The sequence below is a fragment of the Microbacterium sp. 22296 genome (assembly GCF_052045385.1).
Lineage (GTDB): Bacteria > Actinomycetota > Actinomycetes > Actinomycetales > Microbacteriaceae > Microbacterium.
Genome location: NZ_JBQEOS010000004.1, coordinates 196,351 through 221,108, shown reverse-complemented (window position 1 = coordinate 221,108; position 24,758 = coordinate 196,351). Strand labels below are relative to the sequence as shown.

General features: G+C 71.4%; 26 protein-coding genes and 1 pseudogene. 5 read left to right on the top strand and 22 right to left on the bottom strand.

Features of this window, described 5'->3' with window-relative positions:
* Window positions 1-23: 23 nt before the first annotated feature.
* Window positions 24-233 (bottom strand): multidrug transporter, encoded by a 210-nt coding sequence (locus ACTJJP_RS10165; protein WP_440774901.1) that lies wholly within the window; start codon window positions 231-233, stop codon window positions 24-26.
* A gap of 5 nt (window positions 234-238) precedes the next feature.
* Window positions 239-1,051, bottom strand: coding sequence for an SDR family oxidoreductase (locus tag ACTJJP_RS10160; RefSeq protein ID WP_055951885.1), 813 nt, complete (start codon window positions 1,049-1,051; stop codon window positions 239-241).
* 255 nt (window positions 1,052-1,306) lie between these two features.
* Between ACTJJP_RS10160 and menC the strand changes: the two genes are divergently transcribed.
* Together menC and ACTJJP_RS10150 are read left to right on the top strand one after the other, a co-directional pair.
* Window positions 1,307-2,440, top strand: coding sequence for an o-succinylbenzoate synthase (gene menC / locus ACTJJP_RS10155; protein ID WP_440774900.1), 1,134 nt, complete (start codon window positions 1,307-1,309; stop codon window positions 2,438-2,440).
* A 98-nt stretch (window positions 2,441-2,538) separates the two neighbouring features.
* Window positions 2,539-3,927 carry a glycine--tRNA ligase gene (locus tag ACTJJP_RS10150; RefSeq protein ID WP_440774899.1) on the top strand — a complete coding sequence of 463 codons (1,389 nt, stop codon included), beginning with the start codon at window positions 2,539-2,541 and terminating at the stop codon, window positions 3,925-3,927.
* A gap of 228 nt (window positions 3,928-4,155) precedes the next feature.
* On the opposite strand, the gene ACTJJP_RS10145 is transcribed toward ACTJJP_RS10150, so the two are convergent.
* A complete protein-coding gene (locus ACTJJP_RS10145; protein WP_440774898.1) occupies window positions 4,156-5,166 on the bottom strand; it encodes a LacI family DNA-binding transcriptional regulator in 1,011 nt (336 codons plus the stop codon).
* Window positions 5,167-5,389: 223 nt separating this feature from the next.
* Between ACTJJP_RS10145 and ACTJJP_RS10140 the strand changes: the two genes are divergently transcribed.
* Entirely contained in the window at window positions 5,390-6,643 is a 1,254-nt protein-coding gene (locus ACTJJP_RS10140; protein WP_440774897.1) for an MFS transporter, read from the top strand.
* Window positions 6,640-8,271 (top strand): amidohydrolase, encoded by a 1,632-nt coding sequence (locus tag ACTJJP_RS10135; RefSeq protein ID WP_440774896.1) that lies wholly within the window; start codon window positions 6,640-6,642, stop codon window positions 8,269-8,271. Before ACTJJP_RS10140 ends, ACTJJP_RS10135 begins: the two co-directional genes overlap by 4 nt.
* Window positions 8,272-8,386: 115 nt before the next feature.
* On the opposite strand, the gene ACTJJP_RS10130 is transcribed toward ACTJJP_RS10135, so the two are convergent.
* The 9 genes and pseudogenes from ACTJJP_RS10130 to ACTJJP_RS10090 form a co-directional block, all read right to left on the bottom strand.
* Window positions 8,387-8,749: a hypothetical protein gene (locus tag ACTJJP_RS10130; protein WP_440774895.1), complete on the bottom strand. Its 363-nt coding sequence runs from the start codon at window positions 8,747-8,749 to the stop codon at window positions 8,387-8,389.
* Window positions 8,736-12,899 carry a type VII secretion protein EccCa gene (gene eccCa, locus ACTJJP_RS10125; RefSeq protein WP_440774894.1) on the bottom strand — a complete coding sequence of 1,388 codons (4,164 nt, stop codon included), beginning with the start codon at window positions 12,897-12,899 and terminating at the stop codon, window positions 8,736-8,738. Before eccCa ends, ACTJJP_RS10130 begins: the two co-directional genes overlap by 14 nt.
* Entirely contained in the window at window positions 12,896-13,339 is a 444-nt protein-coding gene (locus ACTJJP_RS10120; protein ID WP_440774893.1) for a hypothetical protein, read from the bottom strand. Before ACTJJP_RS10120 ends, eccCa begins: the two co-directional genes overlap by 4 nt.
* A 333-nt stretch (window positions 13,340-13,672) precedes the next feature.
* Window positions 13,673-15,022, bottom strand: coding sequence for an EsaB/YukD family protein (locus ACTJJP_RS10115; RefSeq protein ID WP_440774892.1), 1,350 nt, complete (start codon window positions 15,020-15,022; stop codon window positions 13,673-13,675).
* Entirely contained in the window at window positions 15,019-15,276 is a 258-nt protein-coding gene (locus ACTJJP_RS10110; RefSeq protein WP_055951860.1) for a hypothetical protein, read from the bottom strand. The genes ACTJJP_RS10115 and ACTJJP_RS10110 overlap by 4 nt, the downstream gene beginning before the upstream one ends.
* A 67-nt stretch (window positions 15,277-15,343) precedes the next feature.
* A complete protein-coding gene (locus ACTJJP_RS10105; protein WP_440774891.1) occupies window positions 15,344-15,778 on the bottom strand; it encodes a DUF6177 family protein in 435 nt (144 codons plus the stop codon).
* A 65-nt stretch (window positions 15,779-15,843) separates the two neighbouring features.
* A pseudogene (locus ACTJJP_RS10100) lies at window positions 15,844-16,407 on the bottom strand (DUF6177 family protein); the annotation flags it as partial.
* Window positions 16,404-17,174, bottom strand: a complete 771-nt coding sequence (locus ACTJJP_RS10095) for an FHA domain-containing protein (protein WP_440774890.1) — start codon at window positions 17,172-17,174, stop codon at window positions 16,404-16,406. The pseudogene ACTJJP_RS10100 and the gene ACTJJP_RS10095, both read right to left, overlap by 4 nt.
* A gap of 120 nt (window positions 17,175-17,294) precedes the next feature.
* Window positions 17,295-17,522, bottom strand: coding sequence for a hypothetical protein (locus tag ACTJJP_RS10090; RefSeq protein WP_440774889.1), 228 nt, complete (start codon window positions 17,520-17,522; stop codon window positions 17,295-17,297).
* Window positions 17,523-17,778: 256 nt separating this feature from the next.
* On the opposite strand from ACTJJP_RS10090, the gene ACTJJP_RS10085 reads away from it, so the two are divergent.
* Entirely contained in the window at window positions 17,779-18,108 is a 330-nt protein-coding gene (locus ACTJJP_RS10085) for a hypothetical protein (RefSeq protein WP_440774888.1), read from the top strand.
* On the opposite strand, the gene ACTJJP_RS10080 is transcribed toward ACTJJP_RS10085, so the two are convergent.
* The 10 genes from ACTJJP_RS10080 to ACTJJP_RS10035 form a co-directional block, all read right to left on the bottom strand.
* Complete coding sequence (locus tag ACTJJP_RS10080; protein WP_440774887.1) at window positions 18,105-18,386, bottom strand: YrhB domain-containing protein; 282 nt, start codon at window positions 18,384-18,386, stop codon at window positions 18,105-18,107. The genes ACTJJP_RS10085 and ACTJJP_RS10080 overlap by 4 nt on opposite strands.
* 2 nt (window positions 18,387-18,388) lie before the next feature.
* On the bottom strand, window positions 18,389-18,622 hold the full coding sequence (locus ACTJJP_RS10075; protein WP_440774886.1) for a hypothetical protein: 234 nt from the start codon (window positions 18,620-18,622) through the stop codon (window positions 18,389-18,391).
* 235 nt (window positions 18,623-18,857) lie between these two features.
* Entirely contained in the window at window positions 18,858-19,211 is a 354-nt protein-coding gene (locus ACTJJP_RS10070; protein WP_440774885.1) for a hypothetical protein, read from the bottom strand.
* Between the two features lie 178 nt (window positions 19,212-19,389).
* Entirely contained in the window at window positions 19,390-19,863 is a 474-nt protein-coding gene (locus tag ACTJJP_RS10065) for a hypothetical protein (RefSeq protein WP_440774884.1), read from the bottom strand.
* A complete protein-coding gene (locus ACTJJP_RS10060; RefSeq protein ID WP_440774883.1) occupies window positions 19,860-22,586 on the bottom strand; it encodes a glycohydrolase toxin TNT-related protein in 2,727 nt (908 codons plus the stop codon). The genes ACTJJP_RS10065 and ACTJJP_RS10060 overlap by 4 nt, the downstream gene beginning before the upstream one ends.
* The gene (locus ACTJJP_RS10055; RefSeq protein ID WP_440774882.1) at window positions 22,586-22,930 is read right to left on the bottom strand and encodes a DUF6507 family protein; all 345 of its coding nucleotides are present in this window, start codon (window positions 22,928-22,930) and stop codon (window positions 22,586-22,588) included. Before ACTJJP_RS10055 ends, ACTJJP_RS10060 begins: the two co-directional genes overlap by 1 nt.
* A gap of 105 nt (window positions 22,931-23,035) precedes the next feature.
* Window positions 23,036-23,347, bottom strand: a complete 312-nt coding sequence (locus ACTJJP_RS10050; protein WP_440774881.1) for a pore-forming ESAT-6 family protein — start codon at window positions 23,345-23,347, stop codon at window positions 23,036-23,038.
* A 20-nt stretch (window positions 23,348-23,367) separates the two neighbouring features.
* Window positions 23,368-23,700 (bottom strand): hypothetical protein, encoded by a 333-nt coding sequence (locus ACTJJP_RS10045; RefSeq protein ID WP_440774880.1) that lies wholly within the window; start codon window positions 23,698-23,700, stop codon window positions 23,368-23,370.
* A 117-nt stretch (window positions 23,701-23,817) separates the two neighbouring features.
* Entirely contained in the window at window positions 23,818-24,390 is a 573-nt protein-coding gene (locus ACTJJP_RS10040; protein WP_440774879.1) for an HhH-GPD-type base excision DNA repair protein, read from the bottom strand.
* 41 nt (window positions 24,391-24,431) lie between these two features.
* The gene (locus ACTJJP_RS10035) at window positions 24,432-24,713 is read right to left on the bottom strand and encodes a hypothetical protein (RefSeq protein WP_440774878.1); all 282 of its coding nucleotides are present in this window, start codon (window positions 24,711-24,713) and stop codon (window positions 24,432-24,434) included.
* Window positions 24,714-24,758 lie beyond the last annotated feature (45 nt).

Below are 24,758 nucleotides of genomic sequence, written 5' to 3'. Positions count from 1 at the left end.
CGCATCGGCTCGCCCCCGCACGGTCACTGCTCGCTGATCGGCACGTCTTTCTCCGCCGCGGGGTCTCCCTGGCCGGGTCCCGGACGCACCGCGGCGTCATCGCGCACGTCGATGCGCGTGACACCGTCGTGCTCGCTCACATCGAAGCGCGGGGCCGCGTCCTCCTCGGTCGCCTTCGGCGCACTCGTGAGCTGGTCGTGGCGGTTCTCGTCGAAGCTCTTCTCGTCGCTCATCGTTCTCACTCCTCGCCGGCCGAACGCCAGGCGTCCGACTCCATGTGAGAGCCCGCCTGCGGGCCCATGTGCAGCATCCCGCCGTCGACGACCCAGCTCGCGCCCGTCACGTACGAACCCGAGGGCGAGGCGAGGAAGCGGATGACGTCGGCGATCTCCTCGGGCTTGCCGGGCCGACCGAGCGGGATGCCGGGGCGGTGGATGCGGTCGGCGTCCTCGGCGGACATGTCGTTGATGGGGGTGGCGATCTCGCCGGGGGCGACGGCGTTCGCGGTGATGCCGTACTGGCCGAGCTCGAGGGCCATGGTCTTGATGAGCCCGCCGACGCCGTGCTTGGCGGCGACGTAGGGGGCGGAGCCCACACGGGGCTGGTGCTCGTGCACGCTCGAGACGACGATGAGGCGTCCGCCGTTGCCGGCCTTCACCATGCGGCGGGCCGCGGTGTGCAGGGCGAGGAACGCGCCGTCGAGGTTGAGCGAGATGTCGGTGCGCCAGGTGTCGAAGTCGAGGTCGAGGAACGAGCCGCCGATCCCGCCACCGGCGTTGTTGACGAACACGTCGAGGCCGCCGAGCTCGTCGGCCATGGCGTTGACGGCATCCGGGACCGCGTCGAAGTCGGTGGCGTCGAACTGCGCGACGGTCGCGCGCGACCCGCGGGCGCGAACCTCGTCGGCGACCTTCTCGGCGCCGTCCTTGTCGGAGTGGTAGGTGATCGCGACGTCGAGACCGGCGTCGGCGAGGGCGAGGGCGGTGGCCGCGCCGATCCCCGAGTCGGAGCCGGTGACGATCGCGTGGCGGGGGGTGAAGTCGTCGCTCATGCGGGCGACGCTACGCGGGCGCTCCGCCTCGGCCCGCGGCCTTGCCACGGCCGGGTGCGGGCGTTACGGTCGCGGGTCGTCGGGGTGCGGGCGCGGCGACGACATCCGCGGGGCCGGCGTGTGCGGAACTCCGGAAGAACCGCCTCTCCCGGCCACCGCCGCGCCCGGAACACCACCCGGGTGCCGATTTCTCCGGAGTTCGGCACACCGACCTCCCGGCTCCGCCGCACCGGGGTGGGCGGTTAGCCTGCCGTCATGCCCCTCACCCGCCCCGCCCCGCCCGTGACCCTGGAGGCCGTGGAGCTCCGCGTCCTGCGGATCCCCCTCGTCTCGCCGTTCACGACGTCGTTCGGCACCGAGACGGTCCGCGAGGTCATCATCGTCACGGCGCAGACGTCCGACGGCCGCGGCTGGGGAGAAGTGGTCACGCAGTCGGAGCCGTCCTACTCCAGCGAGTACACCCAGGGCGCGTGGGACGTTCTCACCCGCTTCCTCGCACCGGCCCTGCTGGATCGCCGCACTTTCTCCCCCGAGGAGGTCGGCGGCATCCTGGGCCGTGTCGTCGGGCACCGCATGGCCAAGGCGGGTCTCGAGCTCGCCGTCGTCGACGCCGCCCTCCGCGCCGACGGCCGCAGCTTCGCGCAGTACCTCGGCGCCGTGAACGACAGGGTGCCCTCGGGCGTCTCGGTCGGCATCCAGCGTGATCCCGCCGCGCTCGTCGACGCCGTCGGCGGCTACCTCGACGAGGGGTACGTGCGCATCAAGATCAAGATCAAGCCCGGTCGCGACATCGACGACACCGCGGCCGTGCGGGCGGCGTTCGGCGCGATCCCGCTGCAGGTCGACGCCAACTCGGCGTACACACTCCCGGATGCCGACACCCTCGCCGAGCTCGACCGCTTCGACCTCCTGCTCATCGAGCAGCCGCTGCAGGAAGACGACCTCGTCGACCACGCGACCCTCGCCCGGCGCCTTCGCACCCCGGTGTGCCTCGACGAGTCGATCGTGTCCGACAAGGCCGCCGCCGACGCTCTGGCGCTCGGATCGGCCGCGATCCTGAACATCAAGGCCGGCCGCGTCGGCGGGTATCTCGAGGCCGTCGCGATCCACGATCGTGCCCGAGCCGCCGGCATCCCGGTCTGGTGCGGCGGCATGCTCGAGACCGGGATCGGACGCGCCGCCAACGCCGCGCTCGCGGCCCTCCCCGGCTTCACTCTGCCCGGAGACATCTCGGCATCCGCCCGCTTCTACGACCGCGACATCGTGACCGAACCGGCTGTGCTCGAAGACGGACACGTACGGGTGCCGACCGGCCCCGGGATCGGCGTCGAGATCGATGCGGCAGCGCTGAAGGAGTTCACCGTGCGTCGCGAGCGAATCACCCGATGAGACCGGACGGCCGGCCGGGCGAGACCGGCCCGTTTCGATAAACTGGATGCCGCGCACTCGCGCCCGATCCCCACATCTTTGCGACCATTGGAGCCACCGTGGCCGAACAGTCCCGCCTTGACAAGGTCATCGCCCTCGCCCGCCACCGCGGGTTCGTCTTCCAGGCCGGTGAGATCTACGGCGGTTCGCGGTCGGCGTGGGACTACGGCCCCCTCGGTACGGAGCTGAAGGAGAACATCCGCCGCCAGTGGTGGCAGACGTTCGTCCGCGGCCGCGGCGACATGGTGGGGCTCGACTCGAGCATCATCCTGCCCAAGCGCGTCTGGGAGGCCTCGGGCCACGTCGCCACCTTCACCGACCCGCTGGTGGAGTGCCTCAGCTGCCACAAGCGCTTCCGCGCCGACAACCTCATCGAAGACTTCGAGGCGCGCAAGGGCCGTAAGGCCGAGAACGGCCTCGCCGACGTGCCGTGCCCGAACTGCGGCACCAAGGGCCAGTACACCGAGCCCAAGTCGTTCTCCGGTCTGGTGAAGACCTACCTCGGCGTCGTCGACGACGAGTCGGGCCTGCACTTCCTGCGTCCCGAGACCGCGCAGGGCATCTTCGTGAACTTCTCGAACGTGCTCACGGCATCCCGTCGCAAGCCCCCGTTCGGCGTCGGCCAGGTCGGCAAGGCGTTCCGCAACGAGATCACGCCCGGAAACTTCATCTTCCGCACCCGCGAGTTCGAGCAGATGGAGATCGAGTACTTCACCCCGCCCGCCGAGGCGAACGAGTGGTTCGAGCACTGGGTCGAGGCGTGCTGGAACTGGTTCATCGACCTGGGCATCGACGCCGACAACATGAAGCGCTTCGACGTGCCCGAAGACGACCGCGCGCACTACTCCGCCGGCACGATCGACGTCGAGTACCGCTTCGGTTTCCCCGGCAAGGAGTGGGGCGAGCTCATGGGCGTCGCCAACCGCACCGACTACGACCTCAAGAGCCACTCCGAGGCCTCGGGCCAGTCGCTCACGTTCTTCGATCAGGCGTCGGGCGAGAAGTACACGCCGTACGTCATCGAGCCGTCGTTCGGTCTGACGCGGGCGATGATGGCGTTCCTCGTCGACGCGTATCGCGAAGAAGAGGTGCCCAACGCCAAGGGCGGCACCGACACCCGCACCGTGCTGAAGCTCGACCCGCGCCTCGCGCCCGTCAAGGTCGCCGTGCTGCCGTTGTCGCGCAACGAGCGCCTGTCTCCGCTCGCCCGTGAGACCGCCGATGCGCTCCGCGCGGCCCGCTGGAACATCGACTTCGACGACGCCGGCGCGATCGGTCGCCGCTACCGCCGCCAGGACGAGATCGGCACCCCGTTCTGCGTCACGGTCGACTTCGACTCCCTCGACGACAACGCCGTGACCGTGCGCGACCGCGACACCATGGGCCAGGAGCGCATCGGACTCGACGCCCTGCACGGCTACCTCGCGGAGCGCCTGCGCGGAGCCTGACCCCGGGCGATACGCGACCGGATGCCGTGGCCTCGGGGTCGCGGCATCCGGTTTCGTGTTCCGAGGCCGGGCATGCCCCGGGTGCGGGGCGTGCTCTGGCGTATCGGGCAGCGGGGTCCGGCGCGGACGGTCGGGTGCCGCCTTCGGCGCTCTCCGGCGCGAAGGTCTCGACCGGTCGCCGAGCGTCCGCCGCGACGGACGGGGCCGGTCCGCGCCGGCGGCCCGGTGTCAGGCAGTGCTCGCCCGCCCCGCGGTGCTCTCGCGCACGACCAGCCGCGGAACGGTGACGCGGATGGGGTCGGTGAGCTCCCCGGCATCCCACACCTCGACGAGCAGTTCGAGGCAGGCCGACCCGAGCGCACGCGCCTCGAGGTCGATCGAGGTCACGCCGGGTGACAGCAGCGCGTGGGCGGGCTCGTCGACGCAGGCGGCCACCAGCAGGTCGTCGCCGACCCGGCGTCCGGCCCGCGCGGCGGCCGCGAGCGTGGCGGGGGCCGATCCGCTGGGGGCGATGACGAGCGCGTCGACGCGGGGGTCCTCCAGCACGTCGAGGACGACGGTCGAGACCTCGTCGGCGGTGGGCACGAACGAGGTGTGGCGTGCGAGGGCGTCGCGCCCGTTCTCCGTGCTCCAGCGCGCGTAGGCGTCTGCGAGCTCGCGGCTCCACGTGGTGCCGTCGGGCGGCAGGATCGCGGCGATCCTCGCGGCTCCGCGTGCGCGCAGATGGTCGAGCAGCCGGAAGAGTGCGGTGGTGTGGTCGATCGCGACGCTGGCGCTCGCGAGCCCCGGGCCGCCGAACACCTGCTCGCCACTGACCACTGGGCGCCCCGAGGCCAGCACGGCCCGGACGCCGGCGTCTTCCACCGAGGCGTCGACGACGACGTAACCGTCGACGAAATCCGAGGGCGCGCCCGCCTGCCCGTCGTCGCGATGGGGGAGCAGAATGACGGAGAGGCCGCGCCGGTCGGCGGCGTCGACGACCCCGAAGGCGAAGTCGGTGTAGTACGGCAGGTGCGTCGTGCCGGCCGGGAGGTGCAGCCCGACGGCGGCGGAGCGCGCGGTGCGCAGACTCCGCGCGGGGACGTTGACGCGGTAGCCGAGCCCGCGTGCGACCTCGAGGACGCGGTCACGGGTGTCGTCCGACACGCCGGCCTTGCCGCGCAGGGCGAAGGAGGCGGCGGCGATCGAGACGCCCGCTCCGGCGGCCACGTCGTGCAGCGTCGGTCGGCGGGGGGTCATGGAGTGCGACGTTACCCGACCGTCGTCGGGGCGCCGCGTCGACGGTCGGGCGGAGAGGTCTTGCGCGCGACCCTACTTAAACGTTTAATGTGTGAGAAACAGAACCGGCACGCCGACCGAAACACCCGGTCCGTAGCCTCGGGTCCACCGGATGCGATCGACGACGACGCCTCCGGACCCGCTCCCCGCCTGCCGGCCCCGCCGGCTCCCCCGAGAGGTTCACGTGTCCGCTCCCCCTCGCACCGCGCCCGCGTCGACCGGCGCCGCGCGCCTGCCCATCCGCTTCCCCACCGCCTCCTCGACCTTCCTCGTCGGCATCGCGGGCTACCTCGGCGTGAACCTATCGCCGTACATGATCGCCGCCGTGCAGGAGGGAACCGGCGCCGACGTGCTGGCGGCGAGCTGGCTGGTCACCGGCACACTCCTGCTCACGGCGCTCACCGGACTCGCCGTGGCGCCCCTCTGCGCCGGGGCGCGCCGCCGCACCGTCGCCCGCGTGGGTCTCGGGCTCTCGGTGGCGGGGTTCGGTGTCGCCGCCCTGGTGCCCGCGCTGATCGTCGCCGGACTGCTCGTGGGCGGGATCGGGGCGGGCGGCGCCGTCGCGGCCGCCGGCGCGGCGCTCGCCGCGTTCCGCAACCCCGACCGCGTCGCCGGCTTGAACGGCCTGGCCAACCGCGCGCTCATCACGGTCATCCTCGCCGTGGTGCCGCTCATCGGGCTCGCCCCGATCGACGTGTTCGGAACGATGGCGCTGTTCAGTCTCGTCTCGCTCGTCGTGGTGGCGTGGATGCCGTCGTTACCGGCGGCGACCGTGCACGCCGCCGCGGCGGTCGGCGAGGCCGTGCCCATCGAGGTGCCCCCGACGGGGGTCCTGCGCACGGCGGCCCGGCCCTCCCGCACCGTCACGATCGCGGGCTCCGTTCTGCTGGTCGTCTTCGCGTTGTGGGCCGCGAGCGAGGACTCGCTCTGGGCCATGGCCGGGGTCATGGGCGCCGATCTGTCGGGTCTCACCCCCAAGGGGCTCAGCGTCGCCCTGAGCGGCGCCACCGCGGGCGGCCTGGTCGGGACGATCGCCCTCGTCGCCATCGGCGACCGCCTGGGGCGCGGGGTGCCCCTGTTCGTGCTGATGGTGGCCGGCGGCATCCTGAAGATCGTCGAGGGCTACGTCACCGACCCCACCGTGTTCGTCGTGGTCTTCATCGCCTGGAACACCCTGTACGCGGTGGCCTTCATGTACTTCATCTCGACCGCGGCGGCCCTCGATGCCGACGGTCGCTGGTCGGGCCCGCTCCTGGCGACCTACCTCGTCGGCTCCGCCCTGACCCCGGTGATCGGCGCGTCGCTGGTCGAGCTGTTCGGGTACCAGGGCTTCGCCCTCACCCTCGGGATCGCCAGCTTCGTGCTGGCCGTGCCGGCCGGAATCGTCGGCGTCCTCTCGCGCCGCCTCGAACGCGCAGCCAAGGAGGCCGCAGAATGACCCGCACACTTTACCGCGGAGGCCGCTTCTTCACCGCCGACGCCGACCCGGCTCGGCAGTGGACGGATGCCGTCGCCGTCGACGGCGAGACCATCACCGCCGTGGGGGCCGAGGCGGCCGCGACCCCGGTCGACGAGATCGTCGACCTGAATGGCCGGCTCGTGCTCCCCGGGTTCACCGACGCGCACACGCACCTGCTCATGATGGGTGCGGCCCTCGGCCAGGTGGCTCTCACGGACGCGCGGTCGCTCGAGGCCATCCAGGACGTCCTGCGCGCGGCACGTGAGGCCGACCCCGACGCGGTCGTGCTGCGCGGCAGGGGGTGGCTGTTCGATTCGGTGCCCGGGGGTGCCCCCACCGCGGCGATGATCGACGCGGTCGTCGACGACATCCCGGTCTACCTGGATGCCAACGATTACCACTCGTGCTGGGTCAACAGCGCCGCCCTGGCCGAGCTCGGCATCACCCGCGACACCCCCGACCCGCTGGGCGGCGAGATCGGCCGCGACCCTTCGGGTGAGCCGAACGGCATGCTGTACGAGACCGCGGCGGTGCAGTACTCGTGGAATCAGCGCGACGCGACGACGACAGACGCCGAGCGCGACGCGGCCGTCGACCGCGTGTTCGACGCCTACGTGCGCGCCGGTGTGGTCGGCGCGGTCGACATGGCGTTCTCGGAGCACGGCCTGGCCGCGCTCGACCGGGCCGTCGAGCGACACGGCGGCACACTGCCCATCCGCGTCGCGGCGCACTGGCTCGTCGAGAACACCGGCGACCGGGAGCAGAACCTCGCCCAGCTCGCGCGAGTGGTAGAGCTCGCGGGTCGTCCCTCGTCGCCGTGGCTGCGGGTCGTGGGCATCAAGCTCATCCTCGACGGCACGATCGACGCGTGCACCGCCGCCATGGGTGCACCCTATGCCGACGGCTCGCAGGCCGGGCCCATCTGGCCCCTCGACGACCTCGCGCCGGTCGTCGCCGCCGCGGATGAGGCCGGGCTGCAGATCGCCCTGCACGCGATCGGGGACGCCGCGAGCGACGCGGCCCTCACCGCCATCGAGCGGGCGATGCAGGCCAACGGCGACATTCCGCGCCGCCATCGCATCGAGCACCTCGAATACGCCGCTCCCGGCACGGCCGCGCGCATGGCGCGCCTCGGGGTCACGGCATCCATGCAGCCCGTGCACGCCGATCCGGCCATCTTCGAGAACTGGGCCGCGATGCTCGGCGACGAACGCGTCGAGCGGGCCTTCCCCTGGCCGGAGTACGAGGATGCCGGGGCCCTCCTCGCCTTCTCGACCGACGCGCCGACCGCCCCCTACGATGCCCTCGCGAACATGTACGTCGCCGTCACCCGCGCCTCGGCGCTCGACCTGTCGGTGCCGGCCGTGCACCCGCACTTCGCGGTGCCGCTCGCGAACGCCATCGCACACGCGACGCGCGACGCAGCGGCCTCCGTCGGCGACGGCGAGTGGCGCGGACGCCTCGCCCCGGGCTTCGCCGCCGATTTCGCGGTCTACGACGACGACCCGTTCGAGGAGGGTTCCGCGGCGTTGCTGCGGACACGCGCGGTGCGCACGGTGGTGGCGGGTCGTGTGGTGTTCGCGGCGGAGGAGGCCGCCGTCCGGTAGAGCAGGGGCCGGGGCGTCCGGCGGGGGAGGACGTTCCCGGTGGCGCCGGCCGTCGAGGGGGCGGGCGGCCATCGTCCGGGTGCGCCGCTGCGTCGCGGCATCCGGGTTCGCAGACTCAGCCCAGGTGCACAGCGGTACCGCCGCAGGCGACGGCGGCCGCCTCGATCAGGCGGACGCCGATGACGCCCTCGGGTTCCCAGGTCGTGAGGGCGTCGGTCGTCCATCGGGCGTCGGAGGGCACCTCGACGGCGCCGTAGACGCGCGTGAGCTCGGCGGGAGCGGGGACGAGACGGGGGCGCAGGACGGTCACGACGACCCGGTCGAGCATCACGACCTGGGCGGCCGCGCCGTCGTCGAGGGGTCGTACCTCCACGGGCGTCGCGGCGAGCTCCTCGGGCGTCAGCACGCGGGAAACGGCCTGCGCGAGCGTTTCGATGCCGATCGGCTCGCGGGTGAACGCGACGCTACTGCGGGGCACGGTTCCTCCTCCGTCTCGTCAGGGGCCGCTCGCCGTCGGGCGGGGTCGGGCCCGCGATCGCGTCGGCGTCGGCAGGGGCGGGGCGAACCGGAGCGGTGCCGTCGGACGGTGCGTCGGAGTCCTCCGGCGCGGCGATCGTGCCGGGGTCGGCCGAGGACGCGCTTGCACCCATCACGCCGACCGCGGTGGTGGCATCCGCCGTCGCGACCGTTCGGTCCTCCGGTGCGTCCGCGTCCGCGGCGGCATCCTCCGTCTCGCCGGCGACGAAGTTCGCCACCTGCACGAGGGTCGGGCGATCGCCGCGGCGGGCGAGACGCCCACGGCCGGCGATCATCGGCTCGGCGTACAGCTTCGGCAGCAGCGCACCCTCGGAGCGGTCGCCCGACATGATGAGGGTCGTGCCCCCGGTGTCGCGGATCCCCTGCAGCGCCAGATCGAACATCGCCCGCGAGGCGCCGGCCACCGGGCGGCTCACCACCACGTTCACCCGAAGATCGCGCGCCGACGCCAGGTACGGCAGCAGGGGCCGCAGCGGCTCCGTGCCGCCCGCGGCGAGGATGTCGAAGTCGTCGGCGACCACGAGGATGCGCGGACCCGCGTCACGATCGCTCTGCCGCTTCTCGAGCTCGACGGCGATCGACTCCGCCAGCAGTCGCGCCTGCCGACCGGAGGTGGCGTGTCCGCCGAGATAGGCGTCGGGGATCTCGGATGCCAGGTCGCCGCGCGCGTCCATGAGGGCGACGACGAGTTCCTCCGGCGAGTGCCGGTCGATCGCTCCCTGCACGATGCCGCGGAGCGCCGTCGTCTTGCCGCACCGGCTGTCGCCGAGCACGAGAAGGTGCGGGTCGCGGGTGGCGATGTCGAGGGTGACGGGTTGCATCGTGTCCTGTCGGAGGCCGAGGGGCACGGCGTCCGGTTCGTCGATCGCGTCGGGCAGATCGGCGGGGTCCAGCACCTCGGGCAGAAGGCGGATCGGCGCGGCTCCCTGACCGCCCCAGCGGGCGGCGCTCTCGCGGGCGAGCTGCTCGAGGGCTTCGCCGGTGTCGCCGTCGTCCACCTCTTCGAGCAGTGGCAGCGCGATCTGCGCGAACAGCTTCGCATCCGTCAGCACGCGGCCCGGCTCGTCGGCGCGCAGGGTGGTCGACAGCTTCCGCGCGATCTGCGAATCGGCGGGGTCGTTGATCTTGAGCTCGAGGCGCGTGCCGATGAGGCCCTGCAGGTTCATGCGCAGTTCGTTCCATCGCGACAGGGCGACGACGACGTGGATGCCGAAACTCCCGCCGCGTTCGAGGAGCTGGCCGAGCGGTGCCTCGAGGTCCTCGAAGTCCTGACGAAGGGCCCCGAGACCGTCGACGAGCAGCACGACGTCGGCGCTCGGCAGGTCGGGGAGGCGCCCGGCGGCGTGCTGGCGGCGCATGTCGGCGAGGGAGTCTAGGCTCTGGTCGCGGAACACGCGCTCGCGCACGGCGAGCATGCCGGTCAGTTCTTCGAGCAGGCGCGTGAGCCGCTCCCGGTTGCCGCGCGTGGCGACCCCGCCGACGTGCGGGAAGGGCTCGATGCGCGCGAGACCGCCGCCGGTGAGATCCATGCCGTAGATGCTGACCTGGCGCGGCGAATGGGTGAACGCCAGCGACGCGGCGAGGGTGCGCAGGAACATGGAGCGGCCCGACTGCGGGGCGCCGGTGATCGAGACATGTCCTCCCGACCGCGTGAGATCCAGCATCCACGGACCCTGCGTCTGCGTCGACGGGTCGTCGAGCAGTCCCATCGGCGCGCGCAGCGTGCCGGCGCCGTCGGCCTGCGGCAGCACCCCGCCCAGGGTCAGCACGGGGGGCAGCGGCGGGAGCCACACCGGCCGGGTCCGCGCGATGCCGCGCGCGAGCTGCGACGTCGCGGCCTGCACGAGGGTGCGGCCGGTCGTCGGCGTCTCGGGCTCGGCGCTGTCGAGCTGCTCATCCTCGGGAGCGTCCTCGGGCAGGTCGTAGGCGGGCAGGGCCAGCACGGGCGGGGCGTCGTCGTGGCGGGGACCCGAATCGATCGGGTCGGGAACGGCGCCCGAGACGTACCCGGCGCGGAAGCGCGTGTACACCGACGTGTCGACCTTGAGGTAGCCGAAGCCCGGGATGGCGGGCAGGTGGAACGCGTCGGGGGTGTCCAGCACCACGGCCGACTCCGACTCCGAGAACGTGCGGAGCCCGATGCGGTAAGACAGGTAGGTGTCGAGGCCGCGCAGGCGGCCGGCCTCGATGCGCTGGCTCGACAGCAGCAGGTGCACCCCGATCGAGCGGCCGATGCGCCCGATGGTGAGCAGAAGCTCCACGAAGTCGGGTTCGGCGGTGAGCAGCTCGCCGAACTCGTCGATGACGAGGAACAGGTGCGGCAGGGCGGGGAGCTCCGGGCGGTCGCGTCGCATCTGCCGGTAGTGACCGATGGATGCCGCGTTCCCGGCATCCTTCAGCAGGCGCTGTCGACGCACGACCTCGCCCTGGATGCTGGCGCGCGCGCGTTCCGTGAGCTGGGGGTCGTCGGCGAGGTTGTCGATGATGCCCGCGACGTGCGGTAGACGGGCGAAGGGAGCGAAGGCCGCACCGCCCTTGTAGTCGACGAGGATCATGCTGAGGTCGTCGGGCGCGTGCGTCAGCGCGAGCCCCAGGATGAGCGTGCGCAGCAGCTCGCTCTTGCCCGAGCCTGTCGCGCCGATGCAGATGCCGTGCGGGCCCATGCCGAGCTGCGCCGATTCCTTCAGGTCGAGCAGCACCGGTGCCCCGCGGTCGTCGACGCCGATGGGCACGCGCAGGAACTCGGCTGCGCTGCGGGTGCGCCAGACGGCCGCGGTGTCGATGGCGTCCACGTCGGAGACGCCGAGGAGTTGAGTCACATCGGGGGCGAGGGCGGTGCCGGTGTCTTCGGCCGACGTACGACGCAGGCGCAATCCCGCCAGCGGCCGCGCGACGATCTCGAGAGCTGCGGGGGTGAAGGCATCGATCCGGATGCCGCTGACGGCCGCTTCCCCCGATCCCGGTGTCTCGATGGTGGCGACGCCGCCCTCGACGGTGACGCGGACGGCGACCGTCGTCGGTTCCTTGAGGCGGTCGTCGACGAGGTGCACGACCGTCACCCCGAGAGCCGCGAGGTCGAGCGCGGCGTCGAGGCGCGGAACGGGGGATGCCGCGCGGTCGGCGTCGTCGACGAAGATCACCAGGCGGCCGGGCTTCGTCCGCCGACCGGCGCGGCGCGAGGCGGCGGCGGTGGCGACGCGGTCGCGCAGTTCCTCGCGCAGCAGCGACAGCAGTTCGGGAAGGCTCGGCGCGATGCGACGCGCGGTCACGGCACCGGTCGGCGGAGCCTCTCCCGCGACGTGCGGGAGCAGGTCGACCCCGTGCCAGTCGTCGCGCTGCGCGGGAGCGACGGCGAGGGCGACGTGCACGTCATCGGGGGAATGGAACGCGGCGATCTGCGCGGCGAGGGCGCGGGCGATGCGCAGGGTGTCGCCGCGCGCGCCGACGAGCGACACCTGTCCGCCGCGTTCGAGGTCGACCGTCGCCGGCATCCCCTGCGAGACGCCCGCCAGGCGCACCATGCGCTCGGCCGAGTCGCGCATCACGGGGTCGAAGGGCTGCACGGGATTCTGCTCGGGCGGCAGGGCGACATCGACGGCCCGCAGGTCGCCCGTGCCGACGCGTACGCGCAGGAAGTCCGCATCGCCGGGGCGTCGCTCCCAGCGCCGGGCGGGGTCGGCCGCGATCTCGACGAGCGTGCCGGGCGCCGGATGCAGAGCCAGGGCGGCGCTGCGCTGGGCGTCGGCGGTGCGGCGGACGTCTTCGCGCGTCTCCTCGAGGTAGTCGAGATAGCGCTCGCGCTGCACGCGACGTTGGCGAGCGGCGTTCCCGCGCTGCGTGAGCGCCATGCCGAGTCCGCCGACGAGGGCGACCACGAGGATCACCGCGCCGACGACGACCATGATCGGGTTGTTGCGCAACAGCACGATCATCGTGATCGACGAGAGGCTGCCCACGATCGGCAGCAGCGACTGCAGGGGGAAGCCGGTGGCGCCCTCCCCGATCGGGGGCGGTGGGGCGAGGATCACGTCGGGGGCGGGCTCGACGGCTTCGCTGATGCGAGCCGGGCGGTGCACGATGCGGACGGTCACATCGACCTCCCCGTCGCGTCCACCACGGCCGCGGCGAGTCGCACGACCGCGAGGTGGGTGGCCGATCGTCGCGCCCGCCCGCCCGCCCGGAGTCCCGCATCGAACGGGATCGGCACCACCGTGTGATCGGCGCCGGTGGCGAAGGCGCGGGCGACCCCGTCGCCCTCCCTGCCGTGGTCGACGAGAGCGAGCACGACCGACGGCGACTCCGGGAGCCCGCGCACCGCGCCGACGACCGAGCGGGCGTGCTCCGCCGCGGCGCGATGGGCGTCGCTCACGAGGCAGACGACGTCGCAGAGCGCCGCGCATGCGGCGAGGTCGACGAGCGGATGCCGCGGCCCGAAGTCGGTGATCGCGACGTCGAAGAAGCGGGCGATGGGAGCCGCTTCGCCGAGCCACGCGCCCACCGCGTCGTCGGCGTCGCGGGGCCGGAGCGCCACCACACCGTCCCGCTCGGACAGCCCGCTGAGGGCTTCGGCGGTCGTCCGGGCCGCGGCCNGGGACGGGGGCTGCGCCGAGCCGCGCGGCGAGGCCGGCGCCACGGGTCGACACGTCCACGGCCAGCACCGGCTCGCTGCGCCGCCCCGCGATCGCCCGCGTGAGCTGATGCGCGACGGTACTGGCGCCGGCGCCCGAGCTCAGCGACACCACCCCGATGCGGCGCGTGGTCGAGAGGCCGCCGCGGATCGCGGCATCCCACTCCGTCAGCCGGACGCGTCCGTTCGCGCCGCTGCCGAACACCGCGGTCGACACGGCGCGCAGGTCGATCGCGCTCACGACCGGCCGCCGAACATGCCGAGGAGGTCGGCGTAGACGCCGAGCGCCCCCACCAGCAGCGGAACCAGCGAGACGACGGCGAGGGTCTCGACGACGTTGCCCAGGCCGCGCAACCGCGCCCGCACATGGGGACGGGGGCGCACCAGCACCATCGTCGCGATGAGGGCCGCCGCCACGACCGCGGCACCGGCGCCGAGCCATCCGAGTCCGCCCGAGAGCAACACCGTCAGACCCGCTGCGGCGATCGCGCCGGCGGCCGCCCACAGCAGCCAGCCCTGCCAGCGCAGCGGGAACGCGCGCGTGCGGAGCGCGGCGACGAGGAAGAACGCCAGGGCGAGCAGCTCTGTCCACACCGTGCCGGAGAACGCGAGGACGACGCCGGAGACTGCGAGAACGGATGCCACGGCCCCGACGCTCCACGAGAGCGCCGCGTACGCTTCGTCGATCGCGGCGAAGGCGCGGGGCCGGGCGGGCGGGGCACCGTCCGCGGCGCGCTGGTCGAGATCGGTGAGCCCGGCCGCCGACAGGGCGATCCAGGGCAGCGGACCGGTGGCGAACGCGGCGATGACGCCGGTCACGGCCGCGGCGGCCACGGCATCCACTCCGCCGAGGATGAGCCCGAGCAGCACGGACGACAGCACCGCGCCCAGCGCTCCGCCGGACGCGGCGCCGCGACGACGGTGCGCGACGCCGGCGCCGAGGAGGGCGACGGCGAATCCGGTCGCGAGGCTCGCGGCGATCCCGCCCACGAGGGGTGCGGCCCCGACGAACCCGTGAGAGGTCAAGGCCGCCGTCGTCGCGGTCCCTACGGGGAGCGCGAGACCGGCTGCAGCGGCCGAGACGCACGTCGAGAGGCGACGAAGACCGCCGAGACCCACGCCGGTGGCGACGGTCACGAGCGCGACGGCTGCGACGAGCGCGGCGAAAGCGGCGACGGTCGGCGACGACCACGGTGACAACAGCCCCGCGACGGCGAAGGCTGCGGCGATCCCGATCGCCCCCGCGACGGCCCGAGCCCGGTCATCCCACCGGTCGGGACGGGCATCGTGCGCATCGGCGGCGGCATCGGTCACATCGATGACCACGGGCGGAGGCGGTGCGGCATCCAAGCGCACGAGGCGCACCAGAGTGCCGTCGGCGAGGTCGAGCTGCTGCGGCGTCAGGGCGATGTCGACCTGCTCGCCGTCGGGCGCGATCAGTGCGAGGGGGCGCTCCACCGTGCCCGCGGTCTCGCCGAGCATGTCGATCAGCTGCGGCAGGGCGGCGCCGACCGGCTCGCCGCTGGGGACGACGACCTCGGCCCGACGCTCGGAGCCCGCGACGGTCAGACGGGTGTAGATGCTCACGGGGTGACGGCTCCGGTCGGGGTCTGGATCGAGGTGCTCGTCTGGGCGCGCTCGGTGAGCAGCTGAGAGACGAACGACACGCCCACGCAGGCGGCGCACGCGATCGCGGCGACCACGATCGAGCCCATCAGTCGCTTCATGTGGTCGTTGACGGTGCGGCGCTCGCCGATGTGGCCGTAGACGAGGGCGGCGCCCAGGCGCATGCGCTGGATCTTCGCCTGCTCGATGAGAACCGTGTCGCGCTGGTCGGGCATCAGCGGACTCCTTCCTGCGGGAGCAGCTGCGGGCGCACGCGAGGGGCGACGTCGACCGTTTCGGGCATCAGCGAACTCCTCCGGGCGAGACGAGCTGCGCGCGCACGTGCGGGGCGAGATCGAGCAGCTCGGCGAGACGCGCCGGGTCCAGCGTCGCCAGCACCTCGTTCAGCCGGGTCCATCCGCCGCCGTCGACCGAGCCGAGTGGCAGCAGCACGCCGGGGAGCCGGGGGCTGCCGACGATCGTGCCGCCGACGTCGTCGATCCAGCGCTTCGCGTCGATCCCCAGGGCCCGCACGCCCACCGGGCCGATCAGCAGGGCCAGGGGCTCGGGATGCGGTGCCGCGGTCGCTCGTCGGGCGAGGTCGGGTGCGCCGATCGCGGCGAAAGCGACGCCGATGAGCGGAAGCCCCACCGTCGCCGCGCGCGCGAGCAGTTCGCGCGCCTCGGCGGTCGCCGCCGTTCCCGCGTCGCGCCCGACGCCGGGCACCGCCGCCCACACGCGCGTAGTCTCTTCGAGTCCCTCACGGGTGCGGGCGGTCTGCAGCGTCGCGANTCATCGCCGCCGACGGCCGTCCAGTGGCTGTCCAGCGGGATGCGACGCCGCGACCGCTCGGTGAGATCGTCGCGGTCCCAGGGCGCGAGCAGCGGCTCGACGGCGCCCCACGCGGCGGGTTCGGCGTCGGTGAACAGCGCGATCGCCGCTTCGGCGACCCCGCCCAACCGCACTGGGCGGGTCACGCGGTGTCGCGTCGACACCGTCGCGACGACCTGGAGAGTGGATGCCACCTGCGCCCGCACGAAGAAGGGGTGCACGGTCTCGGGCGTCGGGGCTCCCGCGGTGAGCGCGTCGGCGGGAGCATCGAGGCGCACGCCCGTGCGGGCGTCGTAGAAGCCGTCGTCGCGGGTTCGGACGACCCAGTGTCCCTGCACCGCTGCCAGCATCTGAGCCAGCGGTTGCGTCATGCGCGAGTGCTCGCCGGAGACGACGAGGGGACGCAGCCCCTGGGTCGCCGTCTTGTGCAGCCAGTCGCTCATCGCGGTGGTCAGGGCGATGATCGGCGCGCGCGTCTCGGTGCCGGCCCAGCCGGGGCCGGCGGCGTCGAGGAGGGGATGGTCGACGGTGGTCATGCGGCATCCCGAACGGTCAGGGTGCGATCGCCGATCTCGAGGACGACACCGGTGGGCACGGGGGTGCGCTGGTGGGGGAGGAGGGGAGTGGAGGAGCCGTCGCCGCGCACGAAGGTGCCGTTGGTCGACCCGAGGTCGATCACCCATACCTGCCGGCCGTCCCACTCGAGGCGCACGTGCGACTTCGACAGCGTGCGCGACATGTCGGCCCAGCGGTAGACCTCGGCGGGCGCATCGGCCGGGGCTGAGGGGGCGCGCCCGAGGATGAGGGCGGTGTCGAGGGGCAGGCGTTCGCCGGAGTCGAGCAGCAGCGTCGGTACGCTTCCGCGCCGCGCCCGGCCCGAAGCGGCGGGAGCGGCCTCCGGGAACCGGAAGGGTGCGACAGCCGGTGCGAACGGGTCGCGCCCGCGGCGCAGGTCGAACATGGCGAGCTTGCCGGATACCAGGGCCCACAGCGCCGAGCCCCCCGCGGCGACCCCGGTCTCACGGTGGACGATCCGTGCGTCGACCGTGGAGGCGCCGAGGGTGCGCCCGGTGCGGCCGAGCAACCAGGCGGCGACAGCGAGGAGCCCGACCGCGATGACGATGAGGAACCATCCGAGCGCGGGCTGTCGCGTCGCGATGACGATGAGTCCGGCGGCAACGAGAGCCAGGGGCATCACCACGTCGAGGGCCACAGCCCCGGCGATCTTGCCCGGAAGGGCGCGCGCGCAGGAAGCGAAGGGGTCCACGTCGGCAAGGCGTGGGGTCTCCTGCACGTTCGTCATCGGCGCCTCCTCAGCCCTCCACCCTATGCGGGTCGTTCGGTAGACGGTCAGAAGAGCCGCCCGTTGCGTGCATAACTCACGGCGGGAAAGAATGAGCCGCTCATCAGCACGTCTCGATGCTCACCGACGATGTGGCGGCACAGAGATGAGCGTCGCCGCCATCTGGAAGACGTTCTGAGCGGCATCCTCCGACATCTTCTCGAGGTCGGAGTCCAGTGAGAAGCGGATGGCGCGATCGAGCACGCCACGGGTGTCGGCGACCCACTCGGTCAGGTCGGCGACGGGGAGTCCATCGGATGCCGCGATGACGCCCGCGACATCGGCGACACGTGCAGCGCACCCTCCCACGCGGCCACGTGGTCGCCGGGGAGGAGGGCGGACTCTCGCGGGACGCTCGCATCGTCGAGCTTCCGACGCGTGTCCTGCCAGTCACGGTCATCGGCTTGGCCTCTCGGTGGTCGACAAGGCGGAAGGACGTGTCGCGGGGGAAGATGGATTCGTGGGTGACGACGCGATCCTGAAGATGTGGGCGCATCGAGCGGGCTTTCCGAGCCGCCTCGCGGCGAGTGACGTTGTGCGGGGATGGTGGAACGCGGAGACCGCTGTGGCGGTTCGTCGCGCTGCTGACTCCACCTGGCAGGTCGACATCGAGAACCGCGGAGCGCGAACGATCGAGGCGGTCTTCGCGATGGAGGCCGACGCGGATCGGTTTCTTCTCATGCGGTTCGGGGTGTTGTGGCGTCTGGAGCGGGGATTCGACGACTGCTTCCCGCTCTCCCCCGCCGAGGGCGTTGATGTGAAGGCGAGTGGATCGGGGTACGCCGTCCGCGCAGGAACGGGGAGCGCGGAGATCCTGTCCAAACGACAGGCCATCCGTTTCAGCCACGTCGCGGGCGAGTCGCTCGCCGCCGTCAGTGCGCGCCTCATGACCTAGGTCGCGCGCCTCAAGCGGTCCATCTGCTCGTCGACGGGTTCAGCGCTCGACAACGTGAACACGGCGCCGCCATCCTTGGGAACGACGTACGGCCCGTTGCCCGTGAGCGCCTGAAAGACGTCTCCGTGAGCGGCGAACGCCTCCGACTGATAACCCTGAACCCACCACGAGCCGTAGTCGAGCGTCTCGCCGACCAGGACGCAACGGGGCATGCCGTGCTCCTCGGCCCCGCGGAGCGCTTCGCGAACGATCTCGCGTGCACCAGCCTCGTCGATCATCTTCAACCTCGCTTCGTGATGATGAGTGCGATCTTGACCCCTTGCTCGAGCCGAGCGAATAGGCCGGTCTGCGTGTCGATGAAAGCAACCCCCATTCTTGGCGTGAATGACGTCGAAGACATCGCCGCCCCCTTCGCCAGCTCGACGACGGCCCGCCGGTCGGCCTTCGGCATGTGGGCCTTCGGGAATCCGAGGTAGGCGGTGACGGCAGCGGAGAGAAGTGCATCGGTTGTCACGGTCTGGTCGTTCCTATGAGCGCGTCGCGGAGATGCGGGAGAGGAATGTCGGCGACGGCGCTGAAGCGCGCGGCGTCGAGGTCGCTCGCGAAGAACCAGTGAGCACCGTCTCGGTTGCGGGATAAGCGATACGTGCCGCCGCCTCCCTCGGTGAGCGCGAGTCGCTCGCCGCTGTCGATGCGCTCCTCATGACCTCGGTCGCGCGCCTCGAGCGGCCATCTGCTCGTCGACGGGTTCAGCGCTCGACGACTTCGCCGACGTGCCCGTCGCGGGACTCGAGGAATTTGTCGGGTATCCGTAGCCGCGCTGCCGCAAGTACATCGTCCACAGCCTTCTTCACGATCACCCGGCCGTTATCGAAATGGTCGTCCCGAAGTTTCAGGAGCGATACGCGACGCCCGCCGTAATCGACGCTGAATCCGCCACGCCCGCGGTCGTAAATGAAAGCTACCGGGAGGAACTCATAGAGGGTGAACTCGAACGTGAGCCACGGTCTAGGGGCATCGCGAATCTCGGTCACTGCTGAGTCGCTCGCCACATCGCCGCGGTAACGCAGTTCCAGCGCAAGATCTCGAGCCAGTTGGTCCATTGAACTAGCGGATAGCGATCGAGCCACCGTCAACCTCTTGCAGATAAACGAAGTCGCGATGAGAAACGAGATACGCCCCTTCGTCTTCCAAAGCCGAGTCCGGGTACGCCCACGGTGTTCGCGGCACCCGCGAAAAGCAGCGACCCATGGAGCGGTCGCGGCGTGCACGCACTCCTCTTCAGGCCCCCGCGAGGAGGGCTCGAATGGTGTCGAGGTTGTCGTCGGCGAGGTAGCTGAACTTCGCCGCTTCGAGGTCGCTCGCGAAGTAGCGCGGTACACGGTGCGAACCACCGGACAGGATGAAGCCCGACTCCGAGTCTCCCGACAACTCGAATCCATGGGTGGGCACGGCGATCCCGTCCTCGGATAGGACGAGCTTGCGTCGGAGGGGCGCTGCACCGTGGCTCTGCCGGATATCGTTGGCCAACAGGCTCGATACGTAACGAGCGACATCTTCGACCGTGTCGGACTGAAAAACGACACCGCGATCTTGGTCGCGCCATGCTTTGCGCACCCGCCACCCACCCTCAGTCGGATAGATGGTCAAAGTGATCTCGTCTGATCGCAGAACGAGGTCGTCGCCTGTCTGCGAAACGCGCGCGACATCGGGTGCTGAAGCGACAACCGAAGCCAGGACGTCGATCGCGCTCATCCGAGTACTCCCAAGTCGATCAAGTCGTCAACACTGATGAATTCCGGACCGGACGGCAGCGATCGGAAGAACCGGATCTGCCAACCACCTCCCGGGTAGCCTAGCGCTCGGTCGATCACGGAAACCTCCACCTTCACACCCTTCGGTAGGTGCGTCGCGAGATCGAAGGCGAAGTAATCCATCGCCCGGTGACCGGGGGTGAGACCGCGCATCTCGAACGGCGTTCCTTCGACTGTCAGGTAATCACCGGTCCAACGGCCGATTCGGTCGATGCGCGCGAATTCGGGGTAGTCATGCAGGAGGGACGGAAGGTCGTCATAGTGCACGCGGCTCCCCGGTACGGCTCCATCGTTGCCCGGCCAGCGGACACCCCCGGATGTCCCGTTCGGGTGGTCGGGGTACGTGTAGCGAGAGTTCCAATCGGCCTGGTCGGCGATCGCTGTGCCGTGCGCATCGCGACCCCACGCAGCAGCCGGGTCGTCCAAGAGCACGTGAACCTCCGGATCATCGACCGGAGTTGCGCGATACCAGGGCTGGGGCGTGCCACTGTCGGGCCTCACGTCGCCGTAGATCGGGTCGACGGTGCCGGTGTCGTGAGCACGTACCCAGCCAGGGCCGGAGCCATCAGATGCATACATCGGCCCCTCATGTCGTGGAGCGGCAGGCGAGGCCGACGGCTGGACAGAGTGGGGAGCTTGAGGATCATCGAGCCGCGATGAGTCGTTCGGGGCGGCATGGGCTTCGGCGCTCTCGCGGTCCGACGGCCCCCGCCCGTCGTCAATGTCATCTCCGTGACCCGCGCCGTCGTCTTCGCTGTCGCGTGGTGAGTGGGTGCCATCGTCGTTCGGTTTGCTGCCCCAGGCATCGTCGCCGCGTCCCACGCTGCCGGTCCCATCGCCGGTGTCGGGGCCGCCGTGCCCGCTGCTCTCGCCGCCACCGTGGCCGCTCCCGCCACCGGTCTCGGTGGACGGCTCGCGCACCACCGTCGACTCGCCCGAGCCGCTCGTCTCGGTGCGCACGGGGGCATCCTCGACGATCGAGTTCACCGGGCCGGGCCCTGTCTCGCCGCGCGCGCCGCCGGCCGCCACGAGCTCGGGCTCGCGTACGGGTGCCGGGACGGTGGCATCCACCCCGCCGTCGGTGCGGACCGGGACGTCGGCGCGCACCGGCACGTCACCGCCGCGGACGCCGTCGAACGACCCGGCGGGCATCTCGATGCGGCCCGAGGGGATCTCTGCGGTCGGCGGGAACTCGTACACCGGCACACCGTCGTCGATGCGGGCCGTGACGGTGCCCAGATCCACGCCCGCACCGTCGAGCGCGTCGAGCGCCGAGGTGGCGTCGTCGGCGACGAAGGGGGTGTCGGGAGTGTTGAGGTGGAAGCCGTCGGTGGCATCGGAGCGGAGGCGGCCGATGAGGCCGTCGAGGCTGTGCAGCCCCGCACCTCCCAGACGCATCGCCCCGTTCATCGCGAGGGCCGCCGGGTCGACGAAGTCGACGACCCGCGCCATCTTGGACACGACGGATGCCGCGGTCGAGGCGGTCTTGACACCGGCGACGGCCGCACCGCCGACGGGGATGAGCGCTGTGCCGACGTTGAAGACCGACTCGCCGAGGGCGGTGCCGGGGTCGTCCTGCCACTTGTCCCAGGCGATGAGCGCCTTGCCGGTGTTGATCGCCGCCTCGTCGGCCTGCGCCTTGAAGTCGCGCACCTCCTGGGGTAGGAAACCGTCCATGCCCATGGACTGCAGGAGGGAATCCGACTGGAAGATGGGGGCGAGGACGCCGGTGTTCGCGGCGCCCGCGAACAGCAGCATGCCGAGGTTGCCCCAGGCGGCGCCGTACGCCTCGCCCGAGAAGAAGTCGCCCGTGGCCGGGTTGTAGCCGAGCACCAGAGTGCCCAGGCCCTCGACCGTGCCCCAGATGCCGCCGACGGCGATGCCCTCCCACAGGAAGTCTTTGAACACGAAGTTGACGGTCGCCTCGCCGCAGCCCTCGGTGCGGTCGACTTCGGCGCCCCAGGGCATCTCGGTGCCCTCGGGGATCTCGGCGATGCCGTAACCGAGGGAGTCGTCCTCGGACTGGGCGGCGCGAAGCGGGGCCGCTCCGTAGAGCGCGCGGATGCGGTTCGCGCAGGCGCGCTCGGCCTCCCACAGCTTGACCTGCTGCGCGTTGACGGCGGCGAGCAGCTCGTTGTTGCGGTCGACGTGCTCTTGCGACTCGTGCCACTCCTTCGTGACCGTGCGGTAATGCTCGGGAGCCGCCTGCGTCGTCGTCGACGACCCCCACGATCCCTGATAGGTCGGCGCCGCGGTCGCTCCGCCGTAGGGCGACTGCGCCGCCGACCACGCGGGGTTGATCTCGCGCACCTGCACGCCACCCTGGATCGAGTCGACGAAGGTTTTCGCCTCGATGCGCAGCGCGTCGAGCTCGGCTTTGATCGGGCGGACGTCGTTCGCGAACGCGATCAGTGCGGCCGACACCTCGGCGAGGTTGTCACCGGCCTGGGTCGCCTGGGAGCTCACGGGGGCCATGAGCCCGAGCAGGGTGGGGGACTCCGGCGCCTCGTAGACACCGGCCATGCCCTGCCATTTGAGGTTGACGTTCGAGCCGTGCTCCGTCACCTGGCCGGAGAGCGTCCCGATCGTGCGGGCGTTCTCTTCGATGGCATCCGGCTGGATGTCGGCGCCGGGGATCTTCTCGTAGTCGATGGGGCTGGGCATCACATCATCCCGTTCGGAAGGGTCGGCGGGTACACCGCGGCGACGGCGGCCGATTGCGCCGTGGCGGCCATCTCCATGTCGCCGGCGACGTAGGCCTCGGTGGCCGAGACGACGCCCTGCGCGGCGGCGCCGATCCGGGTGCTCATGCCCTGGATGCGCGGGCCCTCTTCCTGCTCGAAGTACGCCTGCACCGCCTCGGAGATCGCACCCGACTGCGTCGCCGTCACCGCTCCCTCGAGAGCGGGCGTCAGCGCGTTCAGCGCCGTGCCGAGCGCCTCGGCGTCGACATTGACCTCTTGCAGCACGGATACGACACCCGACGGCTGGATACGCCACGCTGTCATCGCCCGATCCCCTTCACTTCCCTGGTGTGCGCACGCCCCTCACCCCGGACGTCGCGCGCTGACGATGCCGGGCGCGCGGACGGCGCCCGGCATCGCGCGGCTGTGTCAGCCGATGGATTCCACCGCCGCGCGAGCCTTGCTCAGCGCGGTCTGGGCCGATTCGTCATTGCGCTCGAGCGAGGAACGCAGTGTCTGGATGATGCCGCGCACCTCGGCGGCGGCGTTCTTCCAGCGCAGTTCCTTGGCGCGGTAGTCCTCCGAGACCCCGTCGGCGGAGTAGTCGGCCATCGCCGCTTGAACGTCGCGGTCGCGCTGGTCGATGAGCGTCTCCAGCAGAGCGGCGACGCGGTTGAAGTTGTCCTGTGCGTTCTGCGATGCCGCGATCGAGTAGTCGCGACGGTCTCCCTGATTCACCATGAGTCAGTCCTCTCCGATCCTCAACGGGCGCCGAAGCGGGCGGCGTCGAACGACGACCCTGCTTCCAGGCTGGTGGTCTGGTCGACCATCGACGACTCGCCCTCCTGGAAGGAGCGGTCCATGCTGGAGATTCCGCCGAGCACGCCGTCGAGGGCGAGCTTCAGCTCGGACGAGATCGCGTCGGTGCGCGACTTGAACCGGTCGAACGCGGCACGACCCGCGCCCTGGAACTGCCCCTCGAGCGGCTCGGCCGCCTCGAACAGTTGCCGCACCAGCAGGGACAACTCATCACTCGACCCCGAGGTCGCCTTCGTCAGCACACCCAGAGTGTCGGAACCCATTGCGAACTTCACGAGCCCACCCTTCGATCGTGAACAACTTGCAGTGAACTCGACGACTCTAACCAGCGCCCCGGCGCGACGAAGCGAATATGAGAGAACTCTCCTTTTTCCCGCGCGGGGGAGGAGGGGTCAGTCGCCTGCTTTCGCGGCGGCTTTCGCGGCGCGCTTGTGTTCGCGCACCTTGGTCAGGGATTCGGGGCTGACGATGTCGGCGACGGAGCGGAACGAGCCCTCCTCGCCGTAGGGAGCCGACGCCTCCCGCCAGTCGGCGCCCTCGAACCCGCGCTGCTTGCCGAGGAGGGCCAGGAAGATCTTCGCCTTCTGCTCGCCGAAGCCGGGCAATGCCTTCAGGCGCTTCAACACGGTCGCGCCGTCCGGGTCGTCACGGGTCCAGATGTTCGCGGCATCCCCGTCCCAGTCCTCCTCGACCGCGGCGCACAGCGACTGGACGCGTTTGGCCATCGATCCCGGGAATCGATGCACCGCGGGTGACTGCGAGAACGCGGCGGCGAAGTGGTCGGGGTCGTCGTGGGCGATGGTGGCGGCATCCATCGAGCCCGTGCGCTCCTGGATCTTCAGGGGACCCGCGAACGCCGTCTCCATCGCGACCTGCTGGTCGAGCAGCATCCCGATGAGCAACGCGAGCGGGTTGCCCGACAGCAGGTCGTCGGCGGCGGGGTCGTCGGTGATGCGCAGGCTCATGCCCCCATTCTCCCGCCGTGGCCCGCAGCGGGCGTCGCGGATCACCCTCGCTCGGCTACCCACTTCTCGGCGAAGGGCACGGCATCCATCGTGGAGAGATCACGGGTGATCTCGTTGAGCTGGGCGGTGAAGGCGTCGACGTCTCCCGCCGGCAGACGCCGGACCTCCGACCCGTCGATGCGACGGATCACGACCTCGCTCACCGACGGCGCGTCGCTGCCGGCGTCGAAGAGCCCGAGCACGAACGTCGCGGCCCAGCGCAGCCCGTTGCGTGCGCGGTCTTCACCGGCGACGGTGTAGACCTCGGATGCCGGTGTGCTCACGGCATCCATCCTGCCCGAGCGGCGGGGCCTCGTGTCGATTCGCCG

Bases quoted from the DNA above. Each gene is read 5' to 3' on its own strand.
- ACTJJP_RS10165 (WP_440774901.1), bottom strand. From the start codon at position 233: ATGAGCGACGAGAAGAGCTTCGACGAGAACCGCCACGACCAGCTCACG.
- ACTJJP_RS10160 (WP_055951885.1), bottom strand. From the start codon at position 1,051: ATGAGCGACGACTTCACCCCCCGCCACGCGATCGTCACCGGCTCCGAC.
- menC (WP_440774900.1), top strand. From the start codon at position 1,307: ATGCCCCTCACCCGCCCCGCCCCGCCCGTGACCCTGGAGGCCGTGGAG.
- ACTJJP_RS10145 (WP_440774898.1), bottom strand. From the start codon at position 5,166: ATGACCCCCCGCCGACCGACGCTGCACGACGTGGCCGCCGGAGCGGGC.
- ACTJJP_RS10135 (WP_440774896.1), top strand. From the start codon at position 6,640: ATGACCCGCACACTTTACCGCGGAGGCCGCTTCTTCACCGCCGACGCC.
- ACTJJP_RS10110 (WP_055951860.1), bottom strand. From the start codon at position 15,276: ATGCCCGACCAGCGCGACACGGTTCTCATCGAGCAGGCGAAGATCCAG.
- ACTJJP_RS10095 (WP_440774890.1), bottom strand. From the start codon at position 17,174: ATGACGAACGTGCAGGAGACCCCACGCCTTGCCGACGTGGACCCCTTC.
- ACTJJP_RS10080 (WP_440774887.1), bottom strand. From the start codon at position 18,386: ATGATCGACGAGGCTGGTGCACGCGAGATCGTTCGCGAAGCGCTCCGC.
- ACTJJP_RS10070 (WP_440774885.1), bottom strand. From the start codon at position 19,211: ATGGACCAACTGGCTCGAGATCTTGCGCTGGAACTGCGTTACCGCGGC.
- ACTJJP_RS10065 (WP_440774884.1), bottom strand. From the start codon at position 19,863: ATGAGCGCGATCGACGTCCTGGCTTCGGTTGTCGCTTCAGCACCCGAT.
- ACTJJP_RS10060 (WP_440774883.1), bottom strand. From the start codon at position 22,586: ATGCCCAGCCCCATCGACTACGAGAAGATCCCCGGCGCCGACATCCAG.
- ACTJJP_RS10055 (WP_440774882.1), bottom strand. From the start codon at position 22,930: ATGACAGCGTGGCGTATCCAGCCGTCGGGTGTCGTATCCGTGCTGCAA.
- ACTJJP_RS10050 (WP_440774881.1), bottom strand. From the start codon at position 23,347: ATGGTGAATCAGGGAGACCGTCGCGACTACTCGATCGCGGCATCGCAG.
- ACTJJP_RS10040 (WP_440774879.1), bottom strand. From the start codon at position 24,390: ATGAGCCTGCGCATCACCGACGACCCCGCCGCCGACGACCTGCTGTCG.